The sequence below is a fragment of the Thioclava litoralis genome, assembly GCF_045278885.1.
GTDB lineage: Bacteria > Pseudomonadota > Alphaproteobacteria > Rhodobacterales > Rhodobacteraceae > Thioclava > Thioclava litoralis.
In genome coordinates this window covers 197,746-224,415 of record NZ_CP135444.1, presented here as the reverse complement: position 1 = coordinate 224,415, position 26,670 = coordinate 197,746, and the positions used below count along the sequence as shown (strand labels likewise).

At 63.1% G+C, this 26,670-nt stretch carries 23 protein-coding genes; 9 read left to right on the top strand and 14 right to left on the bottom strand.

Going from position 1 to position 26,670, the window contains the following annotated elements; translation table 11 throughout:
- The first annotated feature begins 164 nt into the window (after nucleotides 1-164).
- Nucleotides 165-1,472 (top strand): AAA family ATPase, encoded by a 1,308-nt coding sequence (locus RPE78_RS14640; RefSeq protein ID WP_330647255.1) that lies wholly within the window; start codon nucleotides 165-167, stop codon nucleotides 1,470-1,472.
- Nucleotides 1,469-2,572 carry a ParB N-terminal domain-containing protein gene (locus RPE78_RS14635; protein ID WP_330647254.1) on the top strand — a complete coding sequence of 368 codons (1,104 nt, stop codon included), beginning with the start codon at nucleotides 1,469-1,471 and terminating at the stop codon, nucleotides 2,570-2,572. The genes RPE78_RS14640 and RPE78_RS14635 overlap by 4 nt, the downstream gene beginning before the upstream one ends.
- A gap of 50 nt (nucleotides 2,573-2,622) precedes the next feature.
- Here RPE78_RS14635 and RPE78_RS14630 read toward each other — a convergent pair whose 3' ends face one another.
- Entirely contained in the window at nucleotides 2,623-3,306 is a 684-nt protein-coding gene (locus RPE78_RS14630; RefSeq protein WP_330647253.1) for a GntR family transcriptional regulator, read from the bottom strand.
- Between the two features lie 204 nt (nucleotides 3,307-3,510).
- Here RPE78_RS14630 and aroQ point away from each other — a divergent pair, with 204 nt between their 5' ends.
- From aroQ to RPE78_RS14615, 3 genes are read left to right on the top strand one after another with little or no spacing between them, the layout of a single operon-like run.
- The gene (aroQ, locus tag RPE78_RS14625) at nucleotides 3,511-3,948 is read left to right on the top strand and encodes a type II 3-dehydroquinate dehydratase (RefSeq protein WP_330647252.1); all 438 of its coding nucleotides are present in this window, start codon (nucleotides 3,511-3,513) and stop codon (nucleotides 3,946-3,948) included.
- Between the two features lie 3 nt (nucleotides 3,949-3,951).
- Complete coding sequence (locus RPE78_RS14620; protein WP_330647251.1) at nucleotides 3,952-5,058, top strand: AMP-binding protein; 1,107 nt, start codon at nucleotides 3,952-3,954, stop codon at nucleotides 5,056-5,058.
- Nucleotides 5,055-6,122, top strand: a complete 1,068-nt coding sequence (locus tag RPE78_RS14615) for a thiolase family protein (protein WP_330647250.1) — start codon at nucleotides 5,055-5,057, stop codon at nucleotides 6,120-6,122. The genes RPE78_RS14620 and RPE78_RS14615 overlap by 4 nt, the downstream gene beginning before the upstream one ends.
- A gap of 7 nt (nucleotides 6,123-6,129) precedes the next feature.
- Here RPE78_RS14615 and RPE78_RS14610 read toward each other — a convergent pair whose 3' ends face one another.
- The 7 genes from RPE78_RS14610 to RPE78_RS14580 form a co-directional block, all read right to left on the bottom strand.
- Nucleotides 6,130-6,807: a nitroreductase gene (locus RPE78_RS14610; RefSeq protein WP_330647249.1), complete on the bottom strand. Its 678-nt coding sequence runs from the start codon at nucleotides 6,805-6,807 to the stop codon at nucleotides 6,130-6,132.
- A gap of 27 nt (nucleotides 6,808-6,834) precedes the next feature.
- Nucleotides 6,835-7,383: a biotin transporter BioY gene (locus RPE78_RS14605; RefSeq protein WP_330647248.1), complete on the bottom strand. Its 549-nt coding sequence runs from the start codon at nucleotides 7,381-7,383 to the stop codon at nucleotides 6,835-6,837.
- A gap of 2 nt (nucleotides 7,384-7,385) precedes the next feature.
- Nucleotides 7,386-8,021: an energy-coupling factor transporter transmembrane protein EcfT gene (locus tag RPE78_RS14600; RefSeq protein WP_330647247.1), complete on the bottom strand. Its 636-nt coding sequence runs from the start codon at nucleotides 8,019-8,021 to the stop codon at nucleotides 7,386-7,388.
- On the bottom strand, nucleotides 7,996-8,724 hold the full coding sequence (locus RPE78_RS14595) for an ABC transporter ATP-binding protein (protein ID WP_330647246.1): 729 nt from the start codon (nucleotides 8,722-8,724) through the stop codon (nucleotides 7,996-7,998). The genes RPE78_RS14600 and RPE78_RS14595 overlap by 26 nt, the downstream gene beginning before the upstream one ends.
- Before the next feature lie 206 nt (nucleotides 8,725-8,930).
- The gene (locus RPE78_RS14590) at nucleotides 8,931-10,229 is read right to left on the bottom strand and encodes a TrkH family potassium uptake protein (protein ID WP_330647285.1); all 1,299 of its coding nucleotides are present in this window, start codon (nucleotides 10,227-10,229) and stop codon (nucleotides 8,931-8,933) included.
- 50 nt (nucleotides 10,230-10,279) lie between these two features.
- On the bottom strand, nucleotides 10,280-10,942 hold the full coding sequence (locus RPE78_RS14585) for a TrkA family potassium uptake protein (protein ID WP_330647245.1): 663 nt from the start codon (nucleotides 10,940-10,942) through the stop codon (nucleotides 10,280-10,282).
- Nucleotides 10,943-11,047: 105 nt separating this feature from the next.
- The gene (locus tag RPE78_RS14580) at nucleotides 11,048-12,001 is read right to left on the bottom strand and encodes a GlxA family transcriptional regulator (protein WP_330647244.1); all 954 of its coding nucleotides are present in this window, start codon (nucleotides 11,999-12,001) and stop codon (nucleotides 11,048-11,050) included.
- A 130-nt stretch (nucleotides 12,002-12,131) separates the two neighbouring features.
- Here RPE78_RS14580 and RPE78_RS14575 point away from each other — a divergent pair, with 130 nt between their 5' ends.
- Nucleotides 12,132-12,716 carry a hypothetical protein gene (locus RPE78_RS14575; RefSeq protein ID WP_330647243.1) on the top strand — a complete coding sequence of 195 codons (585 nt, stop codon included), beginning with the start codon at nucleotides 12,132-12,134 and terminating at the stop codon, nucleotides 12,714-12,716.
- A 50-nt stretch (nucleotides 12,717-12,766) separates the two neighbouring features.
- On the opposite strand, the gene RPE78_RS14570 is transcribed toward RPE78_RS14575, so the two are convergent.
- From RPE78_RS14570 to RPE78_RS14555, 4 genes are all read right to left on the bottom strand, one after another.
- The gene (locus RPE78_RS14570; protein ID WP_330647242.1) at nucleotides 12,767-15,898 is read right to left on the bottom strand and encodes a M10 family metallopeptidase C-terminal domain-containing protein; all 3,132 of its coding nucleotides are present in this window, start codon (nucleotides 15,896-15,898) and stop codon (nucleotides 12,767-12,769) included.
- 284 nt (nucleotides 15,899-16,182) lie between these two features.
- Nucleotides 16,183-17,397 carry an MFS transporter gene (locus RPE78_RS14565; RefSeq protein WP_330647241.1) on the bottom strand — a complete coding sequence of 405 codons (1,215 nt, stop codon included), beginning with the start codon at nucleotides 17,395-17,397 and terminating at the stop codon, nucleotides 16,183-16,185.
- A gap of 69 nt (nucleotides 17,398-17,466) precedes the next feature.
- Complete coding sequence (locus RPE78_RS14560; RefSeq protein WP_330647240.1) at nucleotides 17,467-18,090, bottom strand: TetR/AcrR family transcriptional regulator; 624 nt, start codon at nucleotides 18,088-18,090, stop codon at nucleotides 17,467-17,469.
- Between the two features lie 123 nt (nucleotides 18,091-18,213).
- The gene (locus RPE78_RS14555) at nucleotides 18,214-18,975 is read right to left on the bottom strand and encodes an IclR family transcriptional regulator (protein WP_330647239.1); all 762 of its coding nucleotides are present in this window, start codon (nucleotides 18,973-18,975) and stop codon (nucleotides 18,214-18,216) included.
- A gap of 149 nt (nucleotides 18,976-19,124) precedes the next feature.
- On the opposite strand from RPE78_RS14555, the gene RPE78_RS14550 reads away from it, so the two are divergent.
- From RPE78_RS14550 to RPE78_RS14540, 3 genes are all read left to right on the top strand, one after another.
- Nucleotides 19,125-20,570 carry an NAD-dependent succinate-semialdehyde dehydrogenase gene (locus tag RPE78_RS14550; protein WP_330647238.1) on the top strand — a complete coding sequence of 482 codons (1,446 nt, stop codon included), beginning with the start codon at nucleotides 19,125-19,127 and terminating at the stop codon, nucleotides 20,568-20,570.
- A 69-nt stretch (nucleotides 20,571-20,639) separates the two neighbouring features.
- Nucleotides 20,640-21,806, top strand: a complete 1,167-nt coding sequence (locus RPE78_RS14545; protein WP_330647237.1) for an iron-containing alcohol dehydrogenase — start codon at nucleotides 20,640-20,642, stop codon at nucleotides 21,804-21,806.
- Between the two features lie 103 nt (nucleotides 21,807-21,909).
- Nucleotides 21,910-23,277 carry a hypothetical protein gene (locus tag RPE78_RS14540; protein WP_330647236.1) on the top strand — a complete coding sequence of 456 codons (1,368 nt, stop codon included), beginning with the start codon at nucleotides 21,910-21,912 and terminating at the stop codon, nucleotides 23,275-23,277.
- A gap of 229 nt (nucleotides 23,278-23,506) precedes the next feature.
- Here the strand turns inward: RPE78_RS14540 and RPE78_RS14535 are convergent, their stop codons facing one another.
- Both RPE78_RS14535 and RPE78_RS14530 read right to left on the bottom strand, forming a co-directional pair.
- On the bottom strand, nucleotides 23,507-24,799 hold the full coding sequence (locus tag RPE78_RS14535; protein WP_330647235.1) for an HlyD family type I secretion periplasmic adaptor subunit: 1,293 nt from the start codon (nucleotides 24,797-24,799) through the stop codon (nucleotides 23,507-23,509).
- A 1-nt stretch (nucleotide 24,800) separates the two neighbouring features.
- Nucleotides 24,801-26,534, bottom strand: coding sequence for a type I secretion system permease/ATPase (locus RPE78_RS14530; RefSeq protein ID WP_330647234.1), 1,734 nt, complete (start codon nucleotides 26,532-26,534; stop codon nucleotides 24,801-24,803).
- Between the last annotated feature and the right edge of the window lie 136 nt (nucleotides 26,535-26,670).

The window sequence follows — 26,670 nt, the reverse complement described above, 5'->3', positions numbered from 1 at the left end:
CGGGCCGAATCGCAACAGATTCGATTCGCATTCGGGCAGCGTTATTTCCTTGGGCGCGGACGCTGTTTGAACTTCTCTCTATATTTATAACTTTCTTTTTGCGTCATTGGCAAATCCGGCGTATTTCTGTTGTCAGAGATAATCAACGTCCGAATGAGGCATATATGTTTACGCATGAAAGTCTGGAGGAGCTGCACTCGCGCTCTCTCAAGATGCAGGCAGCGATCCGCAAGCAAACCTTCTCGCCCGAGCACGAGAAGACCCTGCGCCGGTTTTCCAGCTGGGAGGTCTCCGAGCTGATCCTGAAGGTGAACCAGTCCACATTCCGGGGCCGTCTGGCCTCAGACCCCGACCTTCCCGGCGGGGAAGTCGAGGAAGAGGGGCGCCAGCGCTGGTTCACCCTGCCCGAGATCAACGAGATGCGGCGCAAGATGAAGGTGAACCGCCGGTCGCTGCAGCCGCCGCGTCCGCATAACAAGCGCGCCATCCGCGTGGCGATCTCGAATTTCAAAGGCGGCGCGGGCAAATCGACTGTCGCCCTGCATATGGCACATGCCGCGGCGCTTGACGGCTATCGTGTGCTGCTGGTGGATTTCGACCCGCAGGCAACCCTCACCCATTCGATGGGGCTGACGGATGTGTCCGAAGAGCTGACCGTCTGGGGGATCATCGCGCGCGACCTCATCCGCGAAACGGAGCGCATGAATAACGCGCCGCGCGCGGCAGAATCCGGCACCGCCCTGCCCCAGCGCAAGCTGCCCGGCTCGATCCTCGATCTCGGGCTCGATACCCTGCGCATCACCGACTTCATCCGCCCGACCGCATGGCCGACCATCGACATGATCCCCTCCTGCGCCAATGCGGCCTTTGTCGAGTTCGCATCGGCCCAGTATCGGCACCTCAACCCCGACTGGTCCTTCTTCGCCGCCGTCGCGCGCTATCTCGATGCCCTGCCCCATGACAGCTATGATGTCATCGTCTTCGATTGCCCGCCCGCCATCGGCTACCAGTCGATGAATGCGGTCTTTGCCGCCGACGTACTCTATATCCCTTCCGGCCCCGGCTATTGGGAATATGACTCCACCACCTCCTTTATCGGTCAGCTTTCCGAGGCTCTGGGCGATCTGGCGCATGGCTTCGAGGGCACCTTCCCCGCGGGGAATATGACATTGCCGAAGGAATTTCTGGATGTCCGCTTCCTGATGACGCGCTTCGAGCCGGGCAACGACCTGCACCGCGCGATGTTTGAAGCCTTCCGTAATGTTTTCGGGGAACGCTTGGCAGACCACCCGATCGAAATGACGCGCGCCGTCGAACAGTCGGGGCGGTTCCTGTCATCGGTCTACGAGATCGATTACCGCACGATGACGCGCGAGACATGGCGTCGGGCGCGGGCGTCGTTCGATCGGGCCTATGATGAATTCCGCGCCACCTTCTTGGGCGCATGGGACAAATTGGAGGAGATTGAATGAAGAAGCGTCGGACCTTCGCCATCGACCTTCCCGAAGAGGACGAGGCCGAGACCTTCCCCGCGGGGAATAACACCCCCGAGGTGCCGAGCGCCCATCCGCGGCGGTCGCCGATGGCTGCGGCGATCAGCGAGAATGCCGCCAGCCTGCGCGACCGGACTGCGCTGGAAGCGCAGATCCGTGCGGAAAATGATGCGCTGGCGGCAGAGCATGTGCGCATGAAAAAGCTCGGGCTGATCGTGGATATGATCCCGCTCGGGCAGATCGAGACATGGAAACTGGTGCGGGACCGCGCCAAGGATGATGATTTCGAACTGTCCGAGCTGGTCAAGTCGATCCGCGAGATCGGCCTGTCCAATCCGATCCGTGTTGAGGCGCGGGATGATGGAAAATACGAGCTTATTCAAGGCTTTAGGCGTATGTCGGCCTATAAGGCATTGCTGGAGGAGACCGGCGATGCCGAACGCTGGGGCGCCATTCCGGCGGGCATCCTTCCCCGCGGGGAAGGTTTGGAGGGGCTCTATCGGCGGATGGTCGACGAGAACCTTGTCCGGAAGGATATCTCTTTTGGCGAGATGGCCGGGCTGGCCTTGAACTATGCCAAGGATCCCGGCACCGCACAGATGGACCCCGACAAGGCCGTGGCGGAGCTGTTCGCAAGCGCGGGCTATCAGAAGCGCAGCTATATCCGCAGCTTCATCAAGCTGGTGGATCGACTGGGCGAGGATCTGAAGTTCATCCAGCATGTGCCGCGCTCGCTTGGTCTCAAATTCGTGGCGGCGATGGAAGACCGCCCCGAGATCGTGACGCAGGTGCGTGAGGCGCTGAAGGGCTGGGATAACCATTCCGCCACCGACGAGCTGGAGGTGCTGCGTCAGGTGATTGGCGAGGAAACCGAGCGTCCGGGGCTGGTGGCGAAAGCCGCCCCGAAGCAGCGCAGTGGCAAGGCGCGCACCGTGTTTCAGGTGCAGACGCGGACGGGGGCGGCCAAGTGTACGGCGTCGAACGGGCGTCTGGAAATCCGGCTGGATCGGGATTTTTCCACGGTGGACCGCGCCAGTCTTGAACGCGCGTTGCGCGATCTTCTGGATGGTCTCAAATAGAACCTTCCCCGCGGGGAAGACGGGGGCGGCAGATTTCTCTGCCGCCTTTTTTATGGCCGGGTGGCAGGGCGGTTATCGGGGGCGCTCTGCGCGGCGAAATAGCGTGCCAGCAGCACCTCTGTCTCGGCCGCTACGCCATCGATATGCTGGCGCATCACCTCGCAGGCGCGCTCGGTATCGCGCGCAAGGGCCGCTTCGGCCAAGGCGACATGATCGGCGCTGCGGTCGCTGAGCTTGCGGATGTCGATCAGCCCCCGATAGCGGCGCTGCGCAATGGCGATCTGTCCGATCAGGTCATGCAGGCGCGGCATCTTGCAGGCCGAGACAAGGGTCAGGTGGAAGTCGCGATGCGCCATTTCCGATTCCGGCGACCCGAAATTCGACTCGGTGTTCTGCAGCCGATAGAGCGCCGCCGTCACGTTGCTTTCCCATGTCAGGTCGCCATCGCGGATCGCGCGTTCCAGCGCGAAACACTCGCTGTTGCGGCAGATCTCCATGACTTCACGGAAATCTTCCATCGAGACATCGGCCACGGTATAGCCGCGCTGGTCCTCGAACTGGATCAGCCGCGTCGCCGTCAAGCGTGAGATCGCCTCCCGCAGCGGGCTGATCGACACGCCAAGCTCGCCGCGAAGCCTGTCGAGGTTGATCTTCTCGCCGGGTTTCAGTTCATTGGCAAGCAGGCGGTCCAGCAGCGATTGGTAAAGAGCCGAGACAAGCGTTGTTTTACGCATGGTCACCCAAAGGTACGAGTTATATACATGTTAGCTGGGCAGTATATAGAAAGCGGGGGCCATCTGGCAATATCATCCACGAAATCGGGATCGTCGATGTTGTCGCACCTGCCTCCGCAGTCCTGCGGATGGGGCCCTGCGGATGGGGCTTTGACGCGCGCGCCTGCGCGGGGTAGATCTGGGCGAATGTGAAAGGAACGGTCTATGGCCAAGCTCATCTATATCCTGAACGGACCCAATCTGAACCTGCTGGGAAAGCGGCAGCCGGAGATTTATGGCACCGATACGCTGGCCGATATCGAGATCCGCTGCCGGCAGTTGGCGCAGGCGCAGGGGGCGGAGATTGCGCTGTTCCAGTCCAACCATGAGGGCGAGATCGTCGAGACCATCCACGAGGCGCGCGAGAAGGCGGCGGCGGTCATTATCAACCCTGCGGCCTATAGCCATACCTCGGTTGCGATTCTGGATGCGCTGAACGCCTATGAGGGCAAGGTGGTCGAGGTGCATATCTCGAACATCCACAAGCGCGAGAGCTTCCGCCATCATTCCTATGTGTCGGCGCGGGCCGACGGGGTGATCTGCGGTTGCGGCACCGAGGGCTATGAACTGGCGCTGCGCCATGTACTGAGCCTTCTGGGCTGACGCATGGGCAAGGGGCTGAGGTGGCGCGGGCCGGTTCTGGCCGATGACCGTGGCACGATCCGTCACCTGCAGGAGACCGTTACTGCGGGCGGCGGCGTGCGGGTCGGTGAGGGCGCGGTTTGTGCGATTGCCCCGGGATGGATCGAATGTGCCACCTCCGGCAGCAGCGGTGCCCCGAAACGGATCCGCCGGACCGTTGTAAGCTGGACCACGAGTTTCGCGCTGAACGCTAAGATTTTCGGCCTCGACGCGCGGTCGGTCGTGGCGCTTCCCGGAACCATGGCGCAATCCCTGACCCTTTATGCAGCGCTTGAGGCGCAGTGGAACGGGGCCGCGCTTGTGGATCTGTCTGTCCATCGCGGGGATCGGCAGCTGGCGCATATGGCGCGGTGGGGCACCACCCATGTCTATGCCACGCCAGCGCAGGTGGAGGTGATGCTGAAAGGGCAGGGGGGCTGTCCTTCGCTGCGTTATTGGATCATCGGGGGCGGGCGGTTGTCGGCGGATCTGCGGGCGCGGCTTGCGCTGCGTGTGCCTCAGGCGCGGATCATGCAGTTTTACGGTGCCTCCGAGACAAGTTTTATCACGCTAGATCGCGGCGATGCGCCGGAAGGATCGGTCGGTCGGGCCTATCCTCAGGTCGAGATCGCGGTGGATGCGGCGGGCGAATTGCGGGTGAAAAGCCCCTATCTGTTCACGGAATATGCGCTTGGCAGCAGCCCTGACACCTGCTGGCATGCCGACGGGTTTCTGAGCATTGGCGAGATCGGGCATGTGGATGCGCAGGGCTTTGTCTATATTCGCGGGCGCAAGGGGCGGATCGTGCAGGTGCTGGACCATCTGGTCAGCCCCGAACCTGCCGAGGCGCGGCTGGCAGACTGGTTGGGCTGTGACGTGGCCGTTGTGGCGCAGCCCGATCCGCTGCGCGGGGCACGGCTTTGGGCGATGGTCGGGGAGGGGCCTGCCCCCGAGGCCGTCGAGGCGGCGCTGGTCCGGTTGCGGCAGGAACTGGGGGCGGTGGCCTCTGCGCATGGCTGGCAGCGGGTTGCGCCCTTTCCTCTGCTGCCGACGGGCAAGCCCGACATACGGGCTTTGGAGGCGCGGCTATGAGAGCGGTGCGCGTGGTGGCGGCGCGGCGCTCGGCGGTGGTGCCGCGTGGCGGTGCCTTTGCCGGATTGGACCCGCATCAGCTTGCCGCGCCGGTGATTGCCGCCTGTCTGGCCGATGCCGGTCTTGCGGCGGGGGCGGTTGACGAGCTGATCTGTTCCAACGCCATCGGGCCGGGCGGCAATCTGGCGCGGGTCGTGGCCTTGGCGGCGGGGCTGCCGCAAGAGGTGGCGGGGCTGACGGTTGACCGGCAATGTGCGGGCGGGCTGGATGCGCTGTTGCTGGGGCAGGCGCTGATTGCCGCGGGGCAGGCCGATGTGGTGATTGCGGGCGGCGTCGAGAGCTACTCTCGCCGCCCTTTGCGTGCTTTTGACGGGCCGGAGGGGCCTGAATTCTATACGCAGGCCCCGTTTACGCCCTGGCCAGAGCGCGACCCCGATATGGCCGGAGCGGCGGACCGGCTGGGCCAGATCTGCGATATTCCCCGTGGGGAAGCCGATGCATGGTCCGTAATAAGTCATGAAAAAGCAATGGCTTCGCAATTTCCTGAAATCGTGGAAATAGCCGGTATCGCAACCGACCCCTATCCCCGACAGATGGCCGCAGGGGTGATGCGGCGGGCTCCGGTTCTGGCCGGAGCGGTGACGGTTGCCAATACGGCGGTGGCGGCGGATGCGGCGGCGTTTTTCGTGCTGATGGCCGAACCGCTGGCGCGGGGCAGGGGGCTTGTGGTCGGGCGCGGGCGCAGCTTGGGCGGGCAGCCCGACCTGCCGGGGCTGGCACCTGTTGCCGCGATCCGCGCGATTGACGGTGCGGGCGCGGATCGGGCCGAGATCATGGAGGCCTATGCCGTTCAGGCACTGGCCTGCGTGCGGCAGGCGGGGCTTGATCCGGCGCGGGTCAATCTGAAGGGCGGAGCCTTGGCGCGGGGCCATCCGATCGGGGCCTCAGGGGCGATTCTGGTGGTGCGCCTGTTTCACGACCTGTTGCCGGGGGAAACCGGACTGGCGGCGATTGCCGCCGCCGGCGGGATCGGCACCGCGCTGCTTTTGCACCGCGATCCCTGAGACAGGTCTAGTCGAAGCCGCGCAGCGTGGCATAGCTGTCCAGCGGCTCGCGTTCGGTGCGGAAGCCGTTGATCACCGCATGTTCGTCGGGATAGCCGATGGCGATGCCACAGAGCACCATTTCATCCGGCGGCAAAGCCAGCGTTTCATGCACGACATCGGCGTAATTGGCCATCGCGCCGATGCCCACGGTGCCCAGCCCGCGATCCTGCGCGGCCAGCATCAGCGCCATGATGGACATGCCAAGATCCATGAACCCGCCTTCGCCCATGTGCCGGTCGATCGAGACGATGATGCCCAAGGGCGCGTCGAAGAAGCGGTAATTGGCCTTGAACTGCCGCCGCCGCCCGTCGATATCGCGGCGCTCGATGCCGAGTGCCTGGTACAGCGCATAGCCCGCAGCCCTTTGGCGGGCCTTCAGATGTGGCGGGATAGGGCGCGGAAACCATTCATATTCCGCGACCTGTGGCCGGTTGTCGTCGATGGCGGTGGTCAGGTTGGTGACCAGCCCCGCCAGCGCGCGGCCTGTCAGGGCGTGAAAGCTGCCCGGTTGCAGATTGGCCCCCGAGGGCGCACGTCTTGCGGCCCAGAGCAGGTGCTCGGTTGTCTCGCGCGAGACTGGATCGGGCAGGAAGGCGCGGGTGGATTGGCGCGCCTTCAGCAGGTTTTCCACGCTTGTCGGCATGCGGTGGGGTCGTCCTTGTTTGTGGCGTTATTTCGCGCGCGAGAGAACGCTTTGTGGGCGGGCTTTGGCGAGCCCCTGAGTGATGAAGCCCGCCAGCACTGCCTTCACAATATCGCCCGGAATGAAGGCAGTGGTGAGCCATGTGGCTTGCAAAATGGTTTTGTCCAGAACAATCGACATACCGATGATGCCCGCTGCATAAAGCACGACGACCCCGCCCAGTACCGAGCCCAGAATGCCCGAGACCGTCAGCGACAGGCCGCGCGTTTTTTCAACGAAGAGGCCGGTGACGAAGGAGGCGATGGGCCAGCCGATCAGGAAGCCCGCCGTCGGGCTGGTGAAAACGCCCAGACCGCCGCGTCCGCCCGACAGAAGCGGCAGACCAAGCGCGACAAGCATGATGAACAGCAGCGAGGACAGCGCCCCCCGTTTGGCCCCCAGCACGGTGCCGGCCAGCATCACGCCCAATGTCTGCGCGGTGATCGGCACGCCAAAGCCCAGTGTGAGGTTGGGCAACAGGCCCAGAGCGGCGGTCAGGGCGGCAAAAAGCGCCACCAGCGTGATAGAGCGTTCCATAGTCAGTTGTCCTCCCTGACAGGTGGGGATTTGGCGGGCGGAATGACCCCGCCCCGCGCGCGCAGGGCTTCGGCTACATGTTCCGCATCGTCTAATGCCAGAATCCCCAAGGGAAGCACAAGATGCCAGTTGGTCCGTCTTGGCGAGCGGGCGCGCCAGCTTTGCGCCAGAAGCTGGCCTTTCTGCGCCAGAATCGGGGTGAAGCGGATGGTCAGCGCCATCGCCAGTTCCAGCGCACGGGTGTTCAGCCCCAGCCGTGCGACGGGGCGCAGCAGCGTATTGAGCGCGTCGATCATATCTGCCAGCCGCGTGGTCATGGTGACCAGATTGGCCAGCGCCACGGCGGCGCTGAAACGGGCCACGATCCGCAGCCCTTCTGCCCAATCGGCGGTCAGCCCGTGCCAGAGCGCCAGCACCAGCACCAGCGGCCAGAGCGGGCGCAGGGCGCGCAGCCCCGCCCGCGCAAAGCGCCCCCCGCCTGCCAGATACAGCCCCGCAGCCCCCGCCAGCGCCAGCAGCGGCGGCCAGAGGCCCGGCGTCATGAACAGCAGGGCCGTGGCCAGACACAGGGCGACCAGCTTGGGGCCTGCGGGCCAGTGATGGGCGCGGGTCTCAACCGGCGAGGTCAGAGAGATCATCGCCCAGCCCCGCTTGGTTCATATAGGCCAGATAGTCGGGAAGCACGGTCTTGGCATGGCCCGAACGGTGGATGCGGCCCTCATGCACCCAAAGCACATGGTCATAGCCCGCAAGGCAGTCCGGATCATGGGTGATATGCACCAAGGCCTGCGGCAGGGTCTCGAACAGGCGCATCAACTGGCCGCGGATTGCCAGATCAAGGCCGGAGAAAGGTTCGTCCAGCACGATGAGCTGCGGCTGCATCAGCAGGATCGCCATCAGGCAGACCAGTTGCTTCTGGCCCTGTGACAGGGTCGAGATCGGGGCCTCCTGCCAATGCGCCTTGCTGAACCGCTGCAGCATCGCCCGAACAAGCTCTGCGGTTTCGGTCTTGCCATGCCCCTGTTGGCGCAGGCCGAAAGACAGCTCTTCCTGCACGGTCGGGAAGATGATCTGGTGATCGGGATTCTGGAACAGGATGCCGATGCGGTTGAGCGCGGCATGGCGGTCCCTGGCGGGATCGATGCCGTCAAGGCGCAGGCTGCCCGCATCGGGGGCGATCAACCCCGAGATCACCCGCGCCAGCGTCGATTTGCCAGAGCCGTTGCGGCCCACGATACCGAGCCTGCGCACCTGTAGATCAAGGGTGATGTCCGACAGAACGGTTTTGCCCGCAAGGTCGAGCCGGAGATCGGTCAGGGTAAGGCGGGGGCACTGCGCCATGAGTATCAAGTCACCGGATCTTGTCAAAAGATGCCCTGTCCTGCCGCAAAGCCGCAGCTTTTGCAAGAAGCGGCACGCTGCGGGCCGCGGTCAAGGGGGGCAGAAGGGGGGGCAAAAGGGGGGCAGATCCCGCGCCCCGCTGCCGCATGGCGCGAAAGGCCGCCCCGCCGGAGTGACCGGCAGGACGGTTTCGGGGCGTGGGGGCGCTACCCCAGATGGATCTCGCCTTTGGGGTAACGCAGCCTTGGCACGGAACGGGTGGCCAGAAAGAAGCCGAGGGTCAGCGGGCCGACCCGCCCGAGGAACATCACCAGAATGATCACCGCCCGACCGAAGCCGTTCAGCTCGGGGGTATAGCCGCGCGACAGGCCGACCGTGCCGAAGGCGCTGGAGACCTCGAAGGCGATATCGAGGAAGGTTCCGTCATGGGTGATCAGGATCAGGAAGGTCGCCACAAAGACCAGCACGGTGCTGATGGCGGTCAGCGCCATGACCTTGAGCACGGCCTCGAAGCCGATCGAGCGGCCAAAGGCGTTGAGCTGGGTCTGGCGGCGGAAGAAGGCGATGGTGGCAAGGATCATCACCACGAAGGTCGTCACCTTGATGCCGCCCGCCGTCGAGGCCGGTCCGCCACCGATCAGCATCAGCGAGATGAACATCAGCACCGTGCTGTCATGCATGGCCCCGATATCGGTGGTGTTGAACCCTGCGGTGCGGGTGGTGACGCCCTGAAACCAGCTGATCATCAGCTTGCCCCAGACCGAATAGGGGCCAAGCGTTCCGGGATTGCTCCATTCGAGCACGGCGAACATGATGACCGACCACGGGATCAGCACGCCCGTGCCCAGCAGCATGATCTTGGTCGACAGGCTATAGCGTTTCCAGCCCTTGCCCGAGGCGACCTCGCGCAGGACCGAATAGCCGATCCCGCCCAGAATGAAGAGCGCGGGAATCACCAGATTGATGACCGGATCGGTGGCATAGCCCACCAGCCCGTCGGAAAAGGTGGAAAAACCGGCATTGTTGAAGGCCGAGACCGAATGGAAGACCGCCTGCCACAGGCCGTTCCAGAAACCGAGCCTTGGCACGAAACTCAGGCACAGGAGGGCTGCGCCAATGGCTTCGCAGATCAGCACCGCTTTCAGGATGACCCCGACAAGCTGCATCAGCCGGTGCATCGAATTCTGGTTGAGATCCTCACGCAGGTAGATCTGGCCGGTCAGCCCGATGGGCAGGCCAAGCGCCCCCAGCACCAGAACGGCAAAGGTCATCAGCCCCAACCCGCCAAGCTGGATCAGGAAGGTCAGCACGACCTGCCCGAAAAAGGTCAGTTTGGTGCCGATATCAAAGACCACCAGCCCCGTCACCGTGACCGCCGAGGTGGCGGTGAAGATGGCATCGGACCAGCTGATTTTGGCGGTATGGGAGACCGGCATCATCAGGGCGGCCGCCCCCAGAAGGATCGCTGAGGCATAAAGCACCGATAATAGCAGCGGCGGCGGCATATGGATCAGCTTGCGCTGGCATTTGCGCCAGACAAGTTGGGTGGTTTTTTTCACAGCGCATCCCCGAAAGCGCGCAGCTCGGGGCGGCGCCCCAGCACCAGCAGCTTGTCCTGCGCGGCCAGTTCCAGTTCGGGGGTGGTGCAGGGCAGGAATTCGGTGCCGCGCATCAGCCCCAGCATCCGCACGTCATGGCGGCTGCCGATTTCCAGCGAGGCAAGTGTCCGGCCCTTCAGCCGCTCCGGCACCGCCATTGTCACGACGCTGAACCCGTTGCCCAGATTGACGTAATCCTGCACGACGGGGTTGTTCAGCCGCTGGGCGACATGTTTGCCCATCTCCTGTTCGGGCAGGATGATCCTGTCCGCCCCCAGCTTGGAGAGGATGCGGTGATGGGTTTTGTTGATGGCTTTGACCCAAAGCTGGTCCACGCCAAGCACGCGCACATTCATGGTGGCGAGGATGCTGGATTCGATGTCATGGCCGATGGCCACCAGCGCCACATCATAGCGGTCCACCCCTGCCTCGCGCAGGGCCTGTTCGTCTGTCGCGTCCAGAATGATGGTCGAGGTCAGGGCTTCGGCCAGCTTGGCCACGCGGGATTCGTCTTGGTCGATTCCCATCACGGTATTGCCGAAGCGCGCCAGTTCGCTTGCCACAGCCGAGCCGAAGGCCCCGAGGCCGATAACTGCGAAAGTGCGGTTTTGTTTGGGCATAGGCTATCCATTGGCCGTTTCGAGATGCTGGGAGGTTTGGCGCAGAATAAGGGAAAGTCAATTCACGCTCGGTTTTGCGAGAGGCGGACGCAGGGATGCGGGGGCTCAGCGTTTCTGGACATGGCTGCGGTCGGCCTGCGGCGGGGTCCCGAAACGGGCCCCGTAGCGCGTGGTGAAATGGGCCTGTGAGGCAAAGCCTGTCATCTGCGCGATCTCGCTCAGCGGCAGGGCGCTGCGCTGGACAAGGGCACGGGCCACATCAAGGCGCATGTGGCGATAGATCTCCATCACCGGCGCCCCGAGCGTGGCATTGAACTGGCGTTGCAGCTGGCGCTCTGACAGGCCCGCCAGATCGGCCAGTTGCGCGGGCGAGAGCGGGTCGGCGATATGGGCTTCCATCAGTTCCAGCGCCGCCTCGACCATCGGGGGCAAGGCCCCGTAACGCGCGGCAATCGAGCTTTTCTGCGGTGTTTCGGAGGGGCGGACCTGCGCCTGAATGAACCAGTCCGAGATCTCGTGGGCAAAACGTGCGCCATGATCGCGGGCAATCAGCATGTGGATCATGTCCAGCGGTGCCGAACCGCCCGCGCAGGTATACCGGTCGCGGTCGATGACGAAAAGTTTGCGCTCCAGCAGGAGGGTCGGGTCGATATGCGCGATGTCGTCATAATGGTGCCAGTGCACCGTAAAGCGCCGCCCCTCCAGCAGCCCCGCCCGCGCCAGCAGCACCGCGCCGCCCGAGATGCCGCCAAGCTCGACCCCCGCACGGTCGGCGCGCCGCAGCCATGTGTCAAGCGCGGGCAAGCGCAGCCGCATCGGGTCGCCCCCCGCCACGACGAAGACCAGATCGAAGGCCATGCCCGCCTCCGCCAGCGGGATGGCATCAAAGCGCGCCCCCAAGGACGAGGTGGCAAGCGTCCCTTCGGGCGTGAGGATGCGGACATCGTAAAGATCGCGCCCCGCAAAGCTGTTGGCGGCGCGCAGCGGATCAAGCGCCGCTGCCGTTGACAGCATGGCATACCCGTCAATCAGCACGAATCCGATACGTCTGATGGTCATCTTTGTCCCTAAGTGAAAACAGAATGTCCGTGGCGCGAAAATATCACGGGTTTGAACGCGCTACTATCCCCCTCGTTCCAGTGGCAAGGCAGGCCCCGAGGGAGCTTGTGAATGTAAGGAGATTGCCCAGATGACCGATGCGCGCACCGCAGATACTATCGCAGCCCAGACTGTCCGAGAAACCCGCGTAGGGACGACGGTTTTGTCGGAACGTTCCGATATGGCGCTGATTTCGCTGGGTGTGAAACGGGGCGCGCAGGTGCCCGTGCCGATGGGGGTTTCCCTGCCGGGGCCGGGGGCATGGCATGGGGGCCGTGGTCTGGGGGCGTTCTGGACTGGTCCGGGCCAATGGATGCTGGAAGCCGAGCATATGTCCGAGGTCGATATGACCCGCAATCTGCGTCACGGCATGCCGGGTCTGTCGATCAGTGCGCAGGGCGCCCATCGGGTGATGCTGGAACTGGTGGCCTGCGATGCCCAGACGGTCGAGGCGCTGATGGCACGGCTGACGGATCTGGAGATCGACAGTTTCGCACCCGGTTCGGCACGCTCGGCGCATCTGGCCGGTAGCGAGGTGTTTGTGATCCGTCGCGCCCCGAACCGTCTGGCGCTCTTGGTGGCACGTAATGACAGTAGCCGTGTCTGGCAGGTCATGAACCGTGCGATGGTCGAGCGGGCCGCAGGCCTGCGCGGTGCGCTCGAGCCGGTTCTCTAGGGTCAGGCACAGAGGAGAGGCCCCGAAAACGGGGCCTTTTTCACAGGCTGTTACAGCAGCAGATCATCGGTCAGGATGGACAGGTCGGGGATATTGGCCGCGACACTGGTCGTTGTGTCATCATTGAGGTCGGTCAGGTCATACCGTCCCTCGCCAATCGTCAGCCACGAGACGGTTTCGTAGACATGGCCGACCTCGCCATCGCGCGACTGTTCTTCTTGCAGATACAGTGCGGTGCCTTTGGCGGTGTCGAGGCTGCGCAGCACGATTGTGTCACCGCCCAGATAGGATTGCACATCCGCGAAAAGCACCTGATCCTCGTTCGCGTCAATCAGGCTGGCCAGATGATTGACCGAGCTGGTATCGCCCGTCACCAGAGACCCCGAGGCGTCTTCCACCGCGGCCCATTGCACGACACGGCTTGTGCTGCTGGAGACACCGGAATCGGCCTCTTGCGCGGCAAGGCGCAGCGTGGCGCTGTCGCTGTCGACATCGCTGATCCGATGGGTCACCGTCTGGCCGCCTTCGCCCGAGACCGAGGCCAGAATGGTCGGTGTGCCGTCAAAGCCGTCATAGCCGAGGGTGACCTGTTGGCTGCCGGTCACCTCTTGCGTGCCCAGAGTGATCTTCGTCCCGTCCGAGAGCATATGCGCCCCTTCCGTGCCCGCCATCCACGAGATGGTTTCGCCGGTATGGTTGCCATCGAGATAGCTCCATTCGGACAGGCGCAGGTCGAACCCCTCATCGGTGATATTGCGCAGCTCCGTCGTGACCGCATGGCCGCCATTGGTGGTGATCGGACCCAGCACCACGACCGCATCGGGAATAGCCTCGCTGAAGCTGACATGGACCCAGCCATCGGCACCTGCCGTGCGACCCAGACTGAGCGTGCCAACCTCCAATGCGCCCTCGGTGGTGTTGGACAGGACCGGATCGCTTTTGACTTCTGTCTCGCCCGTTGCCTGTAGCGTATAGCTGCCGGTGGCCAAGGCGCTATAGGCCACATTTTCCGCAACATGGCCCGTTTCGGCATCGCGCGACTGTTCTTCCGCAACTCTCAGATAGGTCGAGCCGTTGCTGGTGGTCTGACGCAGGGTCGCGGTGTCACCGCCTGCCATAGACTGCATATCGGCAAACAGCGCGGTTGCGCCGGTCGTGCCGATGGATTGCCACCCGCCAGCCAGCCCGACCGAACCGGAGGTCATCAGCGTGCTGCCGTTCTCGATCACCACATAATCGAAGCTGCGGGCCTCGGTGGCCTCGGTGCCGCGCTCGGCTTCTTCTGCCTGCATCCGCACCTGAAGCTGATCGGCGGAGACATCCACCAGACGGTGGGTCAGAATCTGGTCGCCGGTGCCGACAAGCGAGCCATAGGCCGTGACAGAGCTGCCCGCCTCATAGCCGTCCAGCGCGATGGTCGTGTTTCCGGCGCCCGAAATATCGGCCGAGCCGAAGGTGATCTTCGTGCCGTCGCTCAGGAAATAGTCCCCCGCTGTTCCGGCCATCCACGAAACCGATTCAAGCGTATGGGCGCCGTCGAGATAGGCCCATTCGCTCAGGCGGATGTCGAAGCCCGTGCTGGTGACGTTCTGGATTTCGGGGACAAGCGTATGCCCGCCGTTCGAGGTGACGGGGCCAACCACAACCACCGCATCGGTAATTTCGGCGCTAAAGCTGATATGCACCCAGCCATCCGTATTGGCATGGCGCATAAGATCGGTCACGCCCACTTCCATCCGTGCCGTGCTGGCCGTGCTTGTGGCAGGCTCGCTGGTGGTGGGCTCGCTGGTGGTGGGGGTGGTCGTGCTGGGCGTCGTCGTGCCGGTCGCCGTGCTGGGGGGGGTGATTGTCACCGGTTGCAGGGCGGTTCCGTCAAGAATGCTGCTGGCCGCAATCCAGCCGCTGCCGATCACGGGATCGAGATCGGAGACATTGCAGCTTCCATCCGCGAAAGACAGCGTTTCGATATTGGTCAGGATATCGGTATCGGTGCCGTTCCTGATCTGGAGCTGTGTGCCGCTGAAGAAGACCAGCGCATCATCGGAGGCGAATTCGTAATAGGCGGTATCCTGGCCTGCGCCGCCATCCAGTGTATCGCTGCCGGCATTGCCGATCAGCGTGTCATTGCCCGCATCCCCTGCCAGCAGGTCATTGCCATCCCCGCCCTGCAACAGATCGCTGCCCTGCCCACCGCTGAGCTGGTCCGCCCCCGCGCCGCCGAAGATCTGGTCTGCTCCGGCCCCGCCTGACAGCGCGTTATTGGCGCTGTTGCCGGTAATCGTGTCATCGCCGCTGCCGGTCGAGACATTCTCGATAACGGTGCCGACCGCGATGGCGAGGTTCATCGTGCGCCCCCCGATATCGGAGAAGCTGCCCGGGGTCAGGTCGATGCGCTGGTCCGCGCTGCGGCTGTGCAGGTCGATGAAATCGGTGCCGCCTGCATCGACAATGGTTTGCGCGCGGGCATCCAGCAGGGTCTCGCCGCTATCGCCATAGGTGGTATTGCCGCTATGGACTTTGCTGGAGGTGCCATAGAGTTGCTGGATGGCAAAGACATCCGCGATCTGCGGCGTGACCACATAGGAAAAGCTTGCCCCCGTATCAGCGCTGAGCGTCTGATAGAAATAGGACATGATCGAATATTGCCATGTATCATTGGCAAAGGCGGCATCCGAGGCAAAGGTGGCCGAGCCGTTATAATTGCCGGTATGGCCAAGACCCAGCGCATGGCCGATCTCGTGGATATAGGTCTGCAGCATATAGGCGCTGGAGGCGAAGCCCTCGTCGATATTGACTTTCGCGGATTTGGTGATTCCGGAGGAATAGACCGACGAGGTCCATGCCCCCGAGGCACTGTCGCTAAAGGTGATCTGCGCCGATCCGGTGGTTTCGACAAAGCTGATCCCCGACGCATCGGTCCATGCCGAAAGCGCATCGCGGGCATAGGCCTGACTGGTGGCGCTCAGCGCGGAGAGATTGACCGTCAAAGAGCCCGAGGCCGTAATGTTGAACTTGTGGCTGCTGCTGCCCTTGTCTTCCCAGTAGCCGTCCTGAAGATAGGTGGCGATTTGCTCCACGCTCCAGACCGGTTTGCTGCTTGAGGTGCCCGAGGCAGAGGTCGTGGCGGTTGCCAGATCCGTCAGAGGCGCGAAATGGAGTGGATTGCCGCAAAGTGAGCACATGGAACAGATCCCTGAGGAATGACCGAGGTGAGAGCAGCTTTGCTGCAATCTGTACGCACGTTTTGCGCGCTTCCGCGGGGAAGGGTCGATCTTTGCCGCTTCCCGATAGCCTCTGGATCCCATTTACGGGTGGTCGCGGCGTGCCCGAATTCGGGCGAAAATCGGGCAGTTGGATTCAGCTTTAATAGAACATGAAATGTTTTTGCGCCCCGTTCGCAGGCGGGGCGCATTCTGGTTGGGGGAGCGGAAGGCCGTTCGCTCCGGAGATCGCGGGGCAGGGCGGATCAGCCGTGCCGTTTCTCGGTCAGGGCGTAAAGGAAGGCCAGCGCGGGGGCGAGAAGCCCCAGACCCGCCGCCAGAGACCAGCCTCCGGCCACATAGGCCCAGACCCCTACTGCCGAGCCCAGAGCCCCGCCAAGGAAGAAGCTGGCCATGTAGATTCCGTTCAATCTGGCACGGATGCCCGCATCCAGCAGGAAGATCTCGCGCTGCCCCAGCACCAGATTGGTGGTCACGGCGAAATCCAGTATCAGGGCGGCGGTGACCAGCCCTGCGAGGGCGACGATCCGGTTGTGCGGGACCGCAAGGCACAGCACGAATGCCGCCATGCCTGCCAGCAGCGCAAGCCGTGTGGCCGGATATCCCCAGCCGCGATCGGCGATCCGGCCTGCGACGGGCGAGGCGACCACGCTGGCGGCACCGACTAGGGCAAAGATCGCGATCCCGCCTTGGGTCAGGCCGATGGCGGGGCTGGCCAGCAGCAGCGGGGTGACCGTCCAGAACAGGCTGAATGCGCCGAACATGGCCGCATGATAAAGGGCGCGGCGGCGCAGGACAGGGGTCGTTATGGCGATATGCCCGATCGAGCGCATCAAAGCGCCATAGCCCATCCGGCTTGCGGGGTGGCGCTCGGGCAGGCGGCGGGCCAGCACGATGCCAAGGATCACAAGCGCGAGCGCGGCCAGCACAAAGACGGTTTGCCATGCGAAAGAACCGGCAATAAAGCTGGAGACGGGGCGGGCCAGCATGATGCCCGCCATCAGGCCGGACATGACATTGCCCACCACTTTGCCGCGATGGGCGTCATCGGCAAGATGCGCGGCATAGGGCACCAGAACCTGCACGGCCACCGCCCCGAGCCCCGTGCAGAAACTCGCGGCAAAAAACAGCCATTGGCCGGGCGCGAGGGCCGTTCCCGCAAGGGCCAGAACGCTCAGCCCGATCAGGGTCAGGACCAGACGCCGGTTCTCGAAGATATCGCCCAGCGGCACCAGAAGGATGAGGCCCAGACCATAGCCGAGCTGTGTCAGCGTCACCACAAGCCCTGCAAGCCGGTCGGGGATCTGCACGGTCTGGGCGATCAGGCCGACCAGTGGCTGCGCATAATAGATATTCGCGGCAAGGACACCGCAGGAGAGTGCCAGAAGAAACGAGATCCCTGCGCCGGGTGCCTTGTTGGGGGCAGGGGCTGGAGCGGTGGCAGGTCGGGGATGGGGCATCGGGTTTTGCACTTTATAAAACGATCATTCCCTAATTTGGCGCAGGGCAATGACGAGGGGCGGAAGGGATTAGGCGAAGAGTTGTAGCAGGGTATCGATAGGGTCGGCGGGGTCGCCTTCGGCATAGCCGATCTTGCCCGCAAGGCGCATGCCTTGCAGTGTATACAGCAGAAGACGCGCGGTTATGCGCGGGTCCGTGGTCAGCGTCAGGCTCCCATCGGCCCGCCCCGCATCGAAAATCTTCAGCAGGGTCGCTTCAAGGCGCTCATAGGCTTTCAGGACGGGCAGGGCCATCCGCTCGTCAAATGTGGTGATCTCGGTCAGGGCCGAAATCACCATACATCCGGTGCGCCCTTCACGGCCCTGGCTTGCATCGACATAGACCGAGATGAAGGCACGAAGCTGGTCGCGCCCTGTCTGGCCCTGTGCCATGCGCGCAGTCAGCGCCGTGTTTCGGGCGGTCAGATAATGGTCGAGCGCCGCAAGGAAAATGCCGAGTTTGTCTTTGAACGCCTTGTAGAGGCTGCCTGATGTCAGGCCTGTGGCCTGACACAGATCGCCGATCGATGTCGCGTTATAGCCCTTTTCCCGAAACACCAGCACGGCCTGATCAAGCACCTGCGGGAGATCGAACTCGCGCGGGCGGCCGGGGCCACGTTTGGAATGCGGGGTCTGGGCGGTGGAATCGGTCATGACTCCTCAATAGGAAATGACCTGTTCCAAATCAACCGGATATGTACAGGGTGCCGCAAGGAGAAGCGGGGCCGGTCCGCAGGAGGGTGGTCCCTAAGCGCCTCGCGCGCGGACGGGCCGACTTTAGCCGGTGTAATGCTGCGCCAGAGACTTTGCGATATCGCGGATGGCGGCGCCGAGTTCGGTCTGTTTGACCTGACTGGCTTCGGCGCTGGTCATCGAGATGGCGATACCCGCGACGGGGCTGCCCGCGGGGCCGAGGATTGGGGCGCCAAGGCAGACCATGCCCTCCCGGATTTCTCCGTTATCGATGGCATAGCCGTTCTGCCGCCAGATCTGCGCGTCGGCCTCGAAGGCGGCGATGTCGCGCACGCTATTGGGCGTGAAGGGGGCGGGCCAGGGCAGATGCAGGATGGCTGTCCGCTCGGCCTCGGGCAGATGGGAAAGCATCGCCTTGCCTGTGGCGGAATAGACCGCCGGAAGGCGCATTCCGATCTGGAAGGTAAAGCCCAGAGGGCGGTCCGAATTGCGGCAGGCCAGATAGACGACCTGCCCCTGTTCGAGGGTCGACAGGGTGACGGTATAATTGGCCAGCCGGTCATCGCGCGACAGAACCCGCTGGAATTCCGAGATCAGCGAGGAGCGTGTCAGATAGGCGCTGCTCCAGCGCAGGCAATGGGCGCTGAGGCTATAACCGTCTGGCTCCGAATGCAGCACACCGGCCGCGACAAGTGTCTCGCAGATTCCGTAGACCGAACTTTTGGGCAGGCCCATTTCGCGGGCCAGTTCCGAGACCCCCAGCGGCGAGGGATGCGCGGAGAGTTTGTCCAGTATCAGGATTGTCCGCTCTGCGGCGGGGGCGCGTCGTTTGGAGGGTTCTGCCATCTGCCATTTCCTTTGAGCCGCAGTCTTACGCGAAGATGTGAGCGATTGACATAGGTGTATACATCGGCATACGTTCCATATAGCAAACGTCGTTTCATATATGGAACGATACTGCAAGACCTACGCAACTCCAAACGATGAGGCCCGCAATGTCCCAACTCAAAGACCCGTCGCTGTTGAAAGATGCCTGCTTGGTCAATGGCCAGTGGGTGCATGCCGCCTCCGGCGCAACGATCGATGTTCTCAATCCCGCTGATGGATCCGTTGTCGGGACGGTGCCCGCGCTCGCCCCCGAGGAGATCCCTGCCGTGATCGAGGCCTCGCGCAAGGCGCAGGCCGAATGGGCGCGCTGGACCGCCAAGGAGCGGGCCGCCGTCTTGCGTAAATGGTTCACGCTGATGGTCGAGAATACCGACGATCTGGGGCTGATCATGACGCTCGAACAGGGCAAGCCCCTGAAAGAGGCCAAAGGCGAGATCGGCTATGCGGCCTCGTTTGTGGAATGGTTCGCCGAGGAGGCCAAACGCGTTTATGGCGACACGATCCCCGCTCCGGCGCGCAACCAGCGCCTGACCGTTCTGCGTCAGCCGATTGGTGTCACGGCGGCGATCACGCCTTGGAATTTCCCGGCCGCGATGATCACCCGCAAAGCCGCGCCCGCTCTGGCGGCGGGCTGTTCGATGATTGTGCGTCCGGCCGATCTGACGCCGCTGACCGCGCTGGCCCTGGGCGTTCTGGCCGAACGCGCGGGGATTCCGGCAGGCGTGTTCCAGATTGTGACGGGACCGGCGTCGAAAATCGGTAAGGTGCTGACCGATAGCGATATCGTGCGCAAGCTCTCCTTCACCGGTTCGACCGAGGTGGGGCGTCTGCTGATGGCGCAATGTGCCGACACGATCAAGAAAGTCTCGCTGGAACTGGGCGGCAATGCGCCGTTTATCGTGTTCGACGACGCCGATCTGGATGCGGCGGTGGAAGGGGCGATGGCCTCGAAATACCGCAATGCCGGTCAGACCTGTGTCTGCGCCAACCGCATTCTGGTGCAGCGCGGGGTCTATGAGGCCTTCGCGCAGAAACTCTCGCAGAAAGTCTCGGCGCTCAAGGTCGGCAATGGCACCGAAGAGGGCACTGATATCGGTCCGATGATCGAGGCCAAGGCGCTGGATAAGGTCGAAAGCCATATCGAGGATGCGGTGTCCAAGGGCGCGACCCTGCTGCAGGGCGGCACACGTCTGGGCGGGCTGTTCTTCGAACCGGCGATCTTGACCGGCGTCACCCCCGAGATGAAGGTCGCCAAGGAAGAGACCTTCGGGCCGCTGGCGCCGCTCTTTGCCTTCGACACCGAGGAAGAGGCCGTGGCGATGGCCAATGACACGATCTTCGGGCTGGCCGCCTATTTCTACACAAAGGATCATGCGCGGATGGTGCGTGTGTCCGAGGGGCTGGAATATGGCATGGTTGGCCACAATACCGGCCTGATCTCGAACGAGGTCGCGCCTTTCGGCGGTGTCAAACAGTCCGGTCTGGGGCGCGAGGGCTCCAAGTACGGCATCGAGGAATATCTCGAGCTGAAATACATCTGTAGCGCGCTCTGACCCTTTTGGTAAGTCCCGCGGCCTTCCGGGCGCGGGACAGTTGTGTTTTTCTCTTCAAGGACAAGATCAATGACTGATGGTATCAAACCGTTCTCCTTCGACACACCCGGCTCCACCTTGGTGGAATGGGGTGGCGCGAAGCGGATGGGCGAACTTCTGGGGGCGTGGTTCCCGGAACGTAACCTGTTGATCGTGACCGACAAGTTCCTGCATGAAAATGGCTTGCTCGATCCGGCGATTGCGTCTCTCAAGGCGCATGGCTTCAGTGTCACCGTATTTGATGATGTGGTTGCCGATCCGCCGGAGGCCGTGCTGATGGCCTGTGTTGAACGTGCGAAATCGGCAGGCTCCGATATTGTCATGGGGCTGGGGGGCGGCTCGTCGATGGATATCGCCAAGCTGGTGGCGGTGATGCTGGTCTCTGAACAGCCGCTGTCCGAGCTGTATGGGATCGGCAAGGTCGAGGGCAAGCGCACGCCCTTGGTGCAGGTGCCGACCACGGCGGGCACCGGATCGGAAGTGACCAATATCACCATTCTGACCACCGGCGAGACCACCAAGATGGGCATCGTCTCGCAACAGCTTTATGCCGACCGCGTGCTGCTGGATGCCGAACTGACCACCGGCCTGCCGCCGGTGCAGACGGCTGCCACCGGTATCGATGCGATGGTGCATGCCATCGAAGCCTTTACCGGCCAGCACAAGAAGAACCTGATGTCGGATGTCTTCGCCAAGGAAGCGCTGCGTCTGATGAGCGCGAACCTGATCACGGCCTGTCAGGATGGCACCAACCGCGCGGCGCGTGAAGCGATGCTGCTCGGGGCCAATCTGGCCGGTCAGGCGTTCTCGAACAGCCCCGTGGGCGCGGTCCATGCGCTGGCCTATCCGCTGGGCGGGCATTACCACCTGCCGCACGGGTTGACCAACGCGCTGATGCTGGGCCCGGTCCTGCGCTATAACATGGCCGGTGCCGCCGCGCTTTATGCCGAGCTGGCGGATGTGGTGATCGGGCCGTCCGACGAAGGCACGCAAGCCAAATCGGCCAATTTCGTGAACTTCATGCAGGATCTGATGGACCGCTCCGGCGCGCCGCTGAAGCTGCGCGATGTCAAGGTACCCGAGGCCGATCTGCCGATGCTGGCACGTGATGCGATGCTGCAGACCCGACTGTTGGTCAACAACCCTGTCGAAGTGACGGAACAAGACGCGCTCGCGCTGTATCGCGAAGCGTTCTGACCCTCTTGTCAGGCGCCTCGACGCATCGCAGGTGGGGCGCCTGACACAAAACATTCTCGCCCGGGAGGGAAGGGCGAACTGCGTAGATTACGAGGAGACTTCTGTGAGACAACAACGCATCGACGGGCAGGAAACGCCCTATTGGCCGGCGGGGCCGTTCAAAATCCGCCTGCCATTCCTTCACTATCGGTTTGAATGGCCGGACTATTTCCAGGGCCTTCTGATGTGTGCCGTGGATCTTGCGGCGATCCCGCTGATGGTTGAGCTTCTCAATATGCCGTTCGAGGTCGCGCTGGCGGTCGTGATGATGAACGGCATTCTGTATCTGACCCACCACCTGCTGGGTGACCCCGTCGTGCCGGGCTGGATCACCCCCGCGATCCCGCTGCTGATGGCCTATTGCGCGGCCTTCCCCGAAGGCCCCGAGCGGGTGCATGCGCTGATCGCCTTCCAGTTGATGCTCGGGGTGTTCTCGATCTTTATCGGGGCCTCGGGGCTGGCGCATCGGGTCGTGCAACTGATCCCTCAAGCCATCAAATCCGGTATCATCATCGGTGCGGGGATCGCGGCGGTGATCTCGGTCTTCAAGGTCGGGGGGCGCTTTGACAGCTTTCCCTTCACCATCTCCATCGCGGTCGGTATCGCCTTCTATGTGATTTTCTCGCGCCATTTCGCCAAGCTGAAAAATGTCAGCCCCTTCTGGGGGATGGTCGGCAAATTCGGGATCTTCCCGATTGTGGCACTGGCTATCGTGATCGCGCCGGTCTTCGGCGAGGCCCCCTGGCCCAAGATCGAATGGGGGATCTCCAAGCCCGATTTCGTGACGCTGTGGAAAGAATATACCGTGTTCGGGCTTGGCTTTCCGCCACTGCATATGTTCGTGTCCGCCGTTCCGACGGTGCTGGCGGCCTATATCGTGCTGTTTGGCGATGTGCTGCAAAGCAAGGCCATTCTGGACGAGGCCGATCACGAGCGTCCCGATGAGGTCGTGCATTACAATCCTGACCGCGCGCATATGATTTTCGGGGCGCGGAACTCGATCATGTCGATCATCGGTCCCGATGTCGCGATGTGTGGTCCGCTTTGGGCGGCGATGCATGTGGTGATTGTCGAGCGGTTCTCGCAAGGTAAAAAGGCGATGGATTCGATCTTTGGCGGGGCGGGGTCGTTCCGTTGGGGGACGAATACCGGCCTTCTGCTGATGCCGATCGTGACCCTCGTGCAGCCCATCCTCGGCATTGCGCTGGCGCTGACCCTGCTTATTCAGGGCTATGTCTCCGTGCGGATCGGTGTGATGGAAGCCCGCTCGCAGCGCGATCTTGGTATCGCGGGCATCGTCGCCGCTGTTCTTGCGACGCGGGGTGCGGCCTGGGCCTTCGCGGTTGGGGTTGTGCTGTGCATTCTTGTCTATGGTCGGGATTTCTTCCGCGGCGAAACCGACAAGACCTTCGTCAAGGACCAGCAAAGCTGAGCCATATGGCGATGATCCGGAACGGGGGCCCGCAGGCCCCCGTTTTCATTGGCGATAGAGGCCTGTCCTATCAGGACGGCCTGCTATCAGGCTGCAGCGCGGCCGAAGAGCGACCGGAGACGGGCAGATCATATGCCGGATGCCCATCGGTATCGGATTGTGACCGCAGACCGGTCCTCCTTTGTCCGTGTGCGACCGGCGTGCGGCGCAAAGGGGCTCTCCCGCAGGGTCAGTCTTCGCGCAGGGCATAGGCCATATAATCGGAGAGCGGTTTGACCAGAACCGAGGCGGGGCTGCGTGCGCCTGTCCGGATGAAAGCTTCAAGCGGCATACCGGGTTGGAGCGGCAGATCGCCAAGCGCCTCATTCGCCTCCGGCGTCAGTTCAAGCTCTGCCGTATAATAGGTGCTTTGCGTGTTTGGGTCGGTGATCGTGTCGGGCGAGACGGTCCGCAAGGTGGCGGAAAAGCTCGGTGTCGTGCGGCTGTTGAAATTCGGGAACCGCACCATCGCCGATTGTCCGGCATGGATCCGGTCGATCTGCAGCGGGTCGATGCGGACCATGAAGATCAGCGGCACGTCTTGCGGCACGATGGACACGACTTCCTGTCCGGCCGCGATCACCCCGCCAATCGTGTGGATTTTCAGCCCAAGCACGCGTCCCGACATGGGAGCCCGCAGGACCAGCCGTCCCAGACGGGTCTCTGTGACGCCAAGCTGTTCGCGGATTTGCAGCTCGTTGGGCTGCTCGCTGCGCAGCGCGTCTTGCGATTCCTCCCTGCGGGAGGCTTGGGTGCGCAGCCCCTCGATCTCATATCCGGCAATCGAGCTGCGAGCCTCGGCGATCGAGGCTTCGAGCTGGCCGATATTTCCCTGCAGTTCCGCTTCCTGCCGGTACAGCGCCGAGACACGGCTTGCCTGTGTCAGCCCCCGATCCAGCAGGCTCGCCTGATCGGTCAGTTCCTGCCGGATCAGTTGCAGCTGGCGGTTGCCGGCCTGAACCTGACGCTGATAGCCCCCGATCAGGGATTGCGTCTGTTTCTTGCGCTCTGTCAGCTGTTCCAGCGTGCGGGCCTGCGTATCACGGCGGGAGTCGAACAAGGCGGTTTCCGAGGCCAGGAGCCGTTGAGTCTGGGCATTTTCCGTCGCATCCGCCAGAAGTTCCTCATCGAATGTGATGGTTTGTGCATCGCTGACCTCGGCCTGAAGCCGGTCGATCCGCGCCAGTGTTTCGGTCAGATTGGCATGCAGAAGGGCGCGTTGCGCCAGCAGTTCGGAATCGTCGAGCCGGATCAGCGGTGCCCCCGCTTTGACGGTCTGGCCGTCGCGCACGAAGATTTCGGCGACCATCCCGCCGTCCGGATGCTGGAGCGTCTGGCGACGGGCTTCCACCTCGACACGGCCTTGGGTCACCACTGCGCCGTCGATTTCGGTGGCGACGGCCCACGCCACGAAGCCGCCGCAGCCCAAAGCCAGCACCGCAAGCCCTGCCATCATCGGTCCACGAACAGAATAGCGTGTCATGTCAATTCTCTCCAACTGCTTTGGGGCGCACGAAGTTGCTGGCATTTTTCACGTGGCTGCGCAGGACCTCGTCACGCGGGCCGAAGGCGCGGATCTGTCCTTTGTCAAGCAGCAGCACCTTGTTGCAATGTGCCAGTGCCGAGGGACGATGGGACATCACAAGGGTGATCTGCCCCTGTTTGCGGGCGATCGAAATCGACTGGTTCAGCGCCTTCGTGCCCGCGTCATCCAGGCTGGAATTGGGCTCGTCGAGCACAAGCAGGATCGGGTTGCCGAAGATCGCGCGGGCCAGCCCGATCCGCTGCCGCTGACCGCCGGACAGTTCGGGCGCCCCGTCGCTGAGCGGGGTGTCATAGCCTTGCGGCAGCGACAGGATCAGCTCATGGGCAGCGGCCGTCTGGGCCGCGTAGACGATGTCCTTCGGGTCGGCATTGGGGGTGAAGCGGGCGATGTTCTCGGCCACGGTTCCGGCAAAAAACGTGACCTCCTGCGGCAGATAGCCCAGCAGCCGCCCAAGGGCTTCGCGGTCGAAATGCGCCAGCGCCGCGCCGCCAAGGCGGATTTCGCCATGCAGGGTGGGCCAGAGCCCGACCAGCGCACGGGCCAGCGTGGATTTTCCCGATGCAGAGACGCCGATGACAGCAATCGCGTCCCCTGCAACCGCTTCGAAACTGAGCTGGTGGAGGGTGGGCGTGCGGCTGCCGGGCGGGGCCACCAGAATATCGCTGACCGTCAGCTCCGGCTTGGGGCGGGGCAGCGACATCGGGGCTTCTTTTTCGGGGGTCTCGTCCAGCAGGCGCGACAGGGATTTACGGGCATTCCACGCATTCTGGATCGCGGCCCATTGCCCGACGGTCTGTTCGACGGGGGCAAGGGCGCGCCCGAGCAGGACCGAGCCCGCAATCATCGCGCCCGCCGTGAGCATATTCTGCAAGACCAGCCATGCGCCCAAAGCCAGCATGGCCGACTGGATGAACATCCGGAATGCTTTCGTGGCCTGTGTGAAGCCACCGCTGCGATCGGCAGCCTTCATGCCATGCAGCAAGGCGCGATCACGGGCATTCTGCCAGCGGTCGAGCATCTGGCGGCTCATACCCAGTCCGCGCAGGGTTTCCAGCCCGCTGCGCATGACCGTGCTGCGCATCTCGGCTTCGGCGGCGGCGCGATTGGCCTCGGCATGGGCGGCGTGGGTATAGCGCTGGTTGAGCACCGCAAGCGTGAACACAATGACCGAAGAGGCGATGGCAAACCACCCCATCAGCGGATGGAAGAAAAACAGCAGGGCGACAAAGATCGGGGTGAAGGGCAGGTCGAATACCGCCCCGAGCGCCGGAGACCCGAAAAGCGCATTGATCCGGCTGAGCTCTGTCGCGCCGGTGGCGGGCTGGTTGCGATAGGTGGCCGAAGCCGTGCGTTCGAGCGTGGCGCGCATGATGCGGGCATCCAGCCGTTCAACAAGCTGCGCGCCGATCCGCGCCAGAATGCGGCCACGGAAATAGTCCAGAAGCCCCATGACGGTGAACAGGAACCCGACGATCAGGAACAGCACCAGCAATGTCGAGCTTGAGCGCGAGCCGATCACACGGTCATAGACCTGTAGCATGAAAAGCGGTCCGGTCAGCAGCAGCACGTTCACTGCAACGGAGAATAAGGCAATCGCCCAGAGCGCCCCGCGGGCGGGACCAAAGATGTGGCGTAGCTCGCCAGACGGCTTGCTATTTCGTGGTGCGACCATGCGGAGCCCCCGTTTGTGTCGATTAGCCTTAATGCGCCAGTATTAGGCGCGTTTGGGTTAAGGATGTCTTGTGATGTGATCGCGCGTGGACGGATCACTAAAGATGCTAGCATTTTTCTGCAGGGCTGGCAGGCCC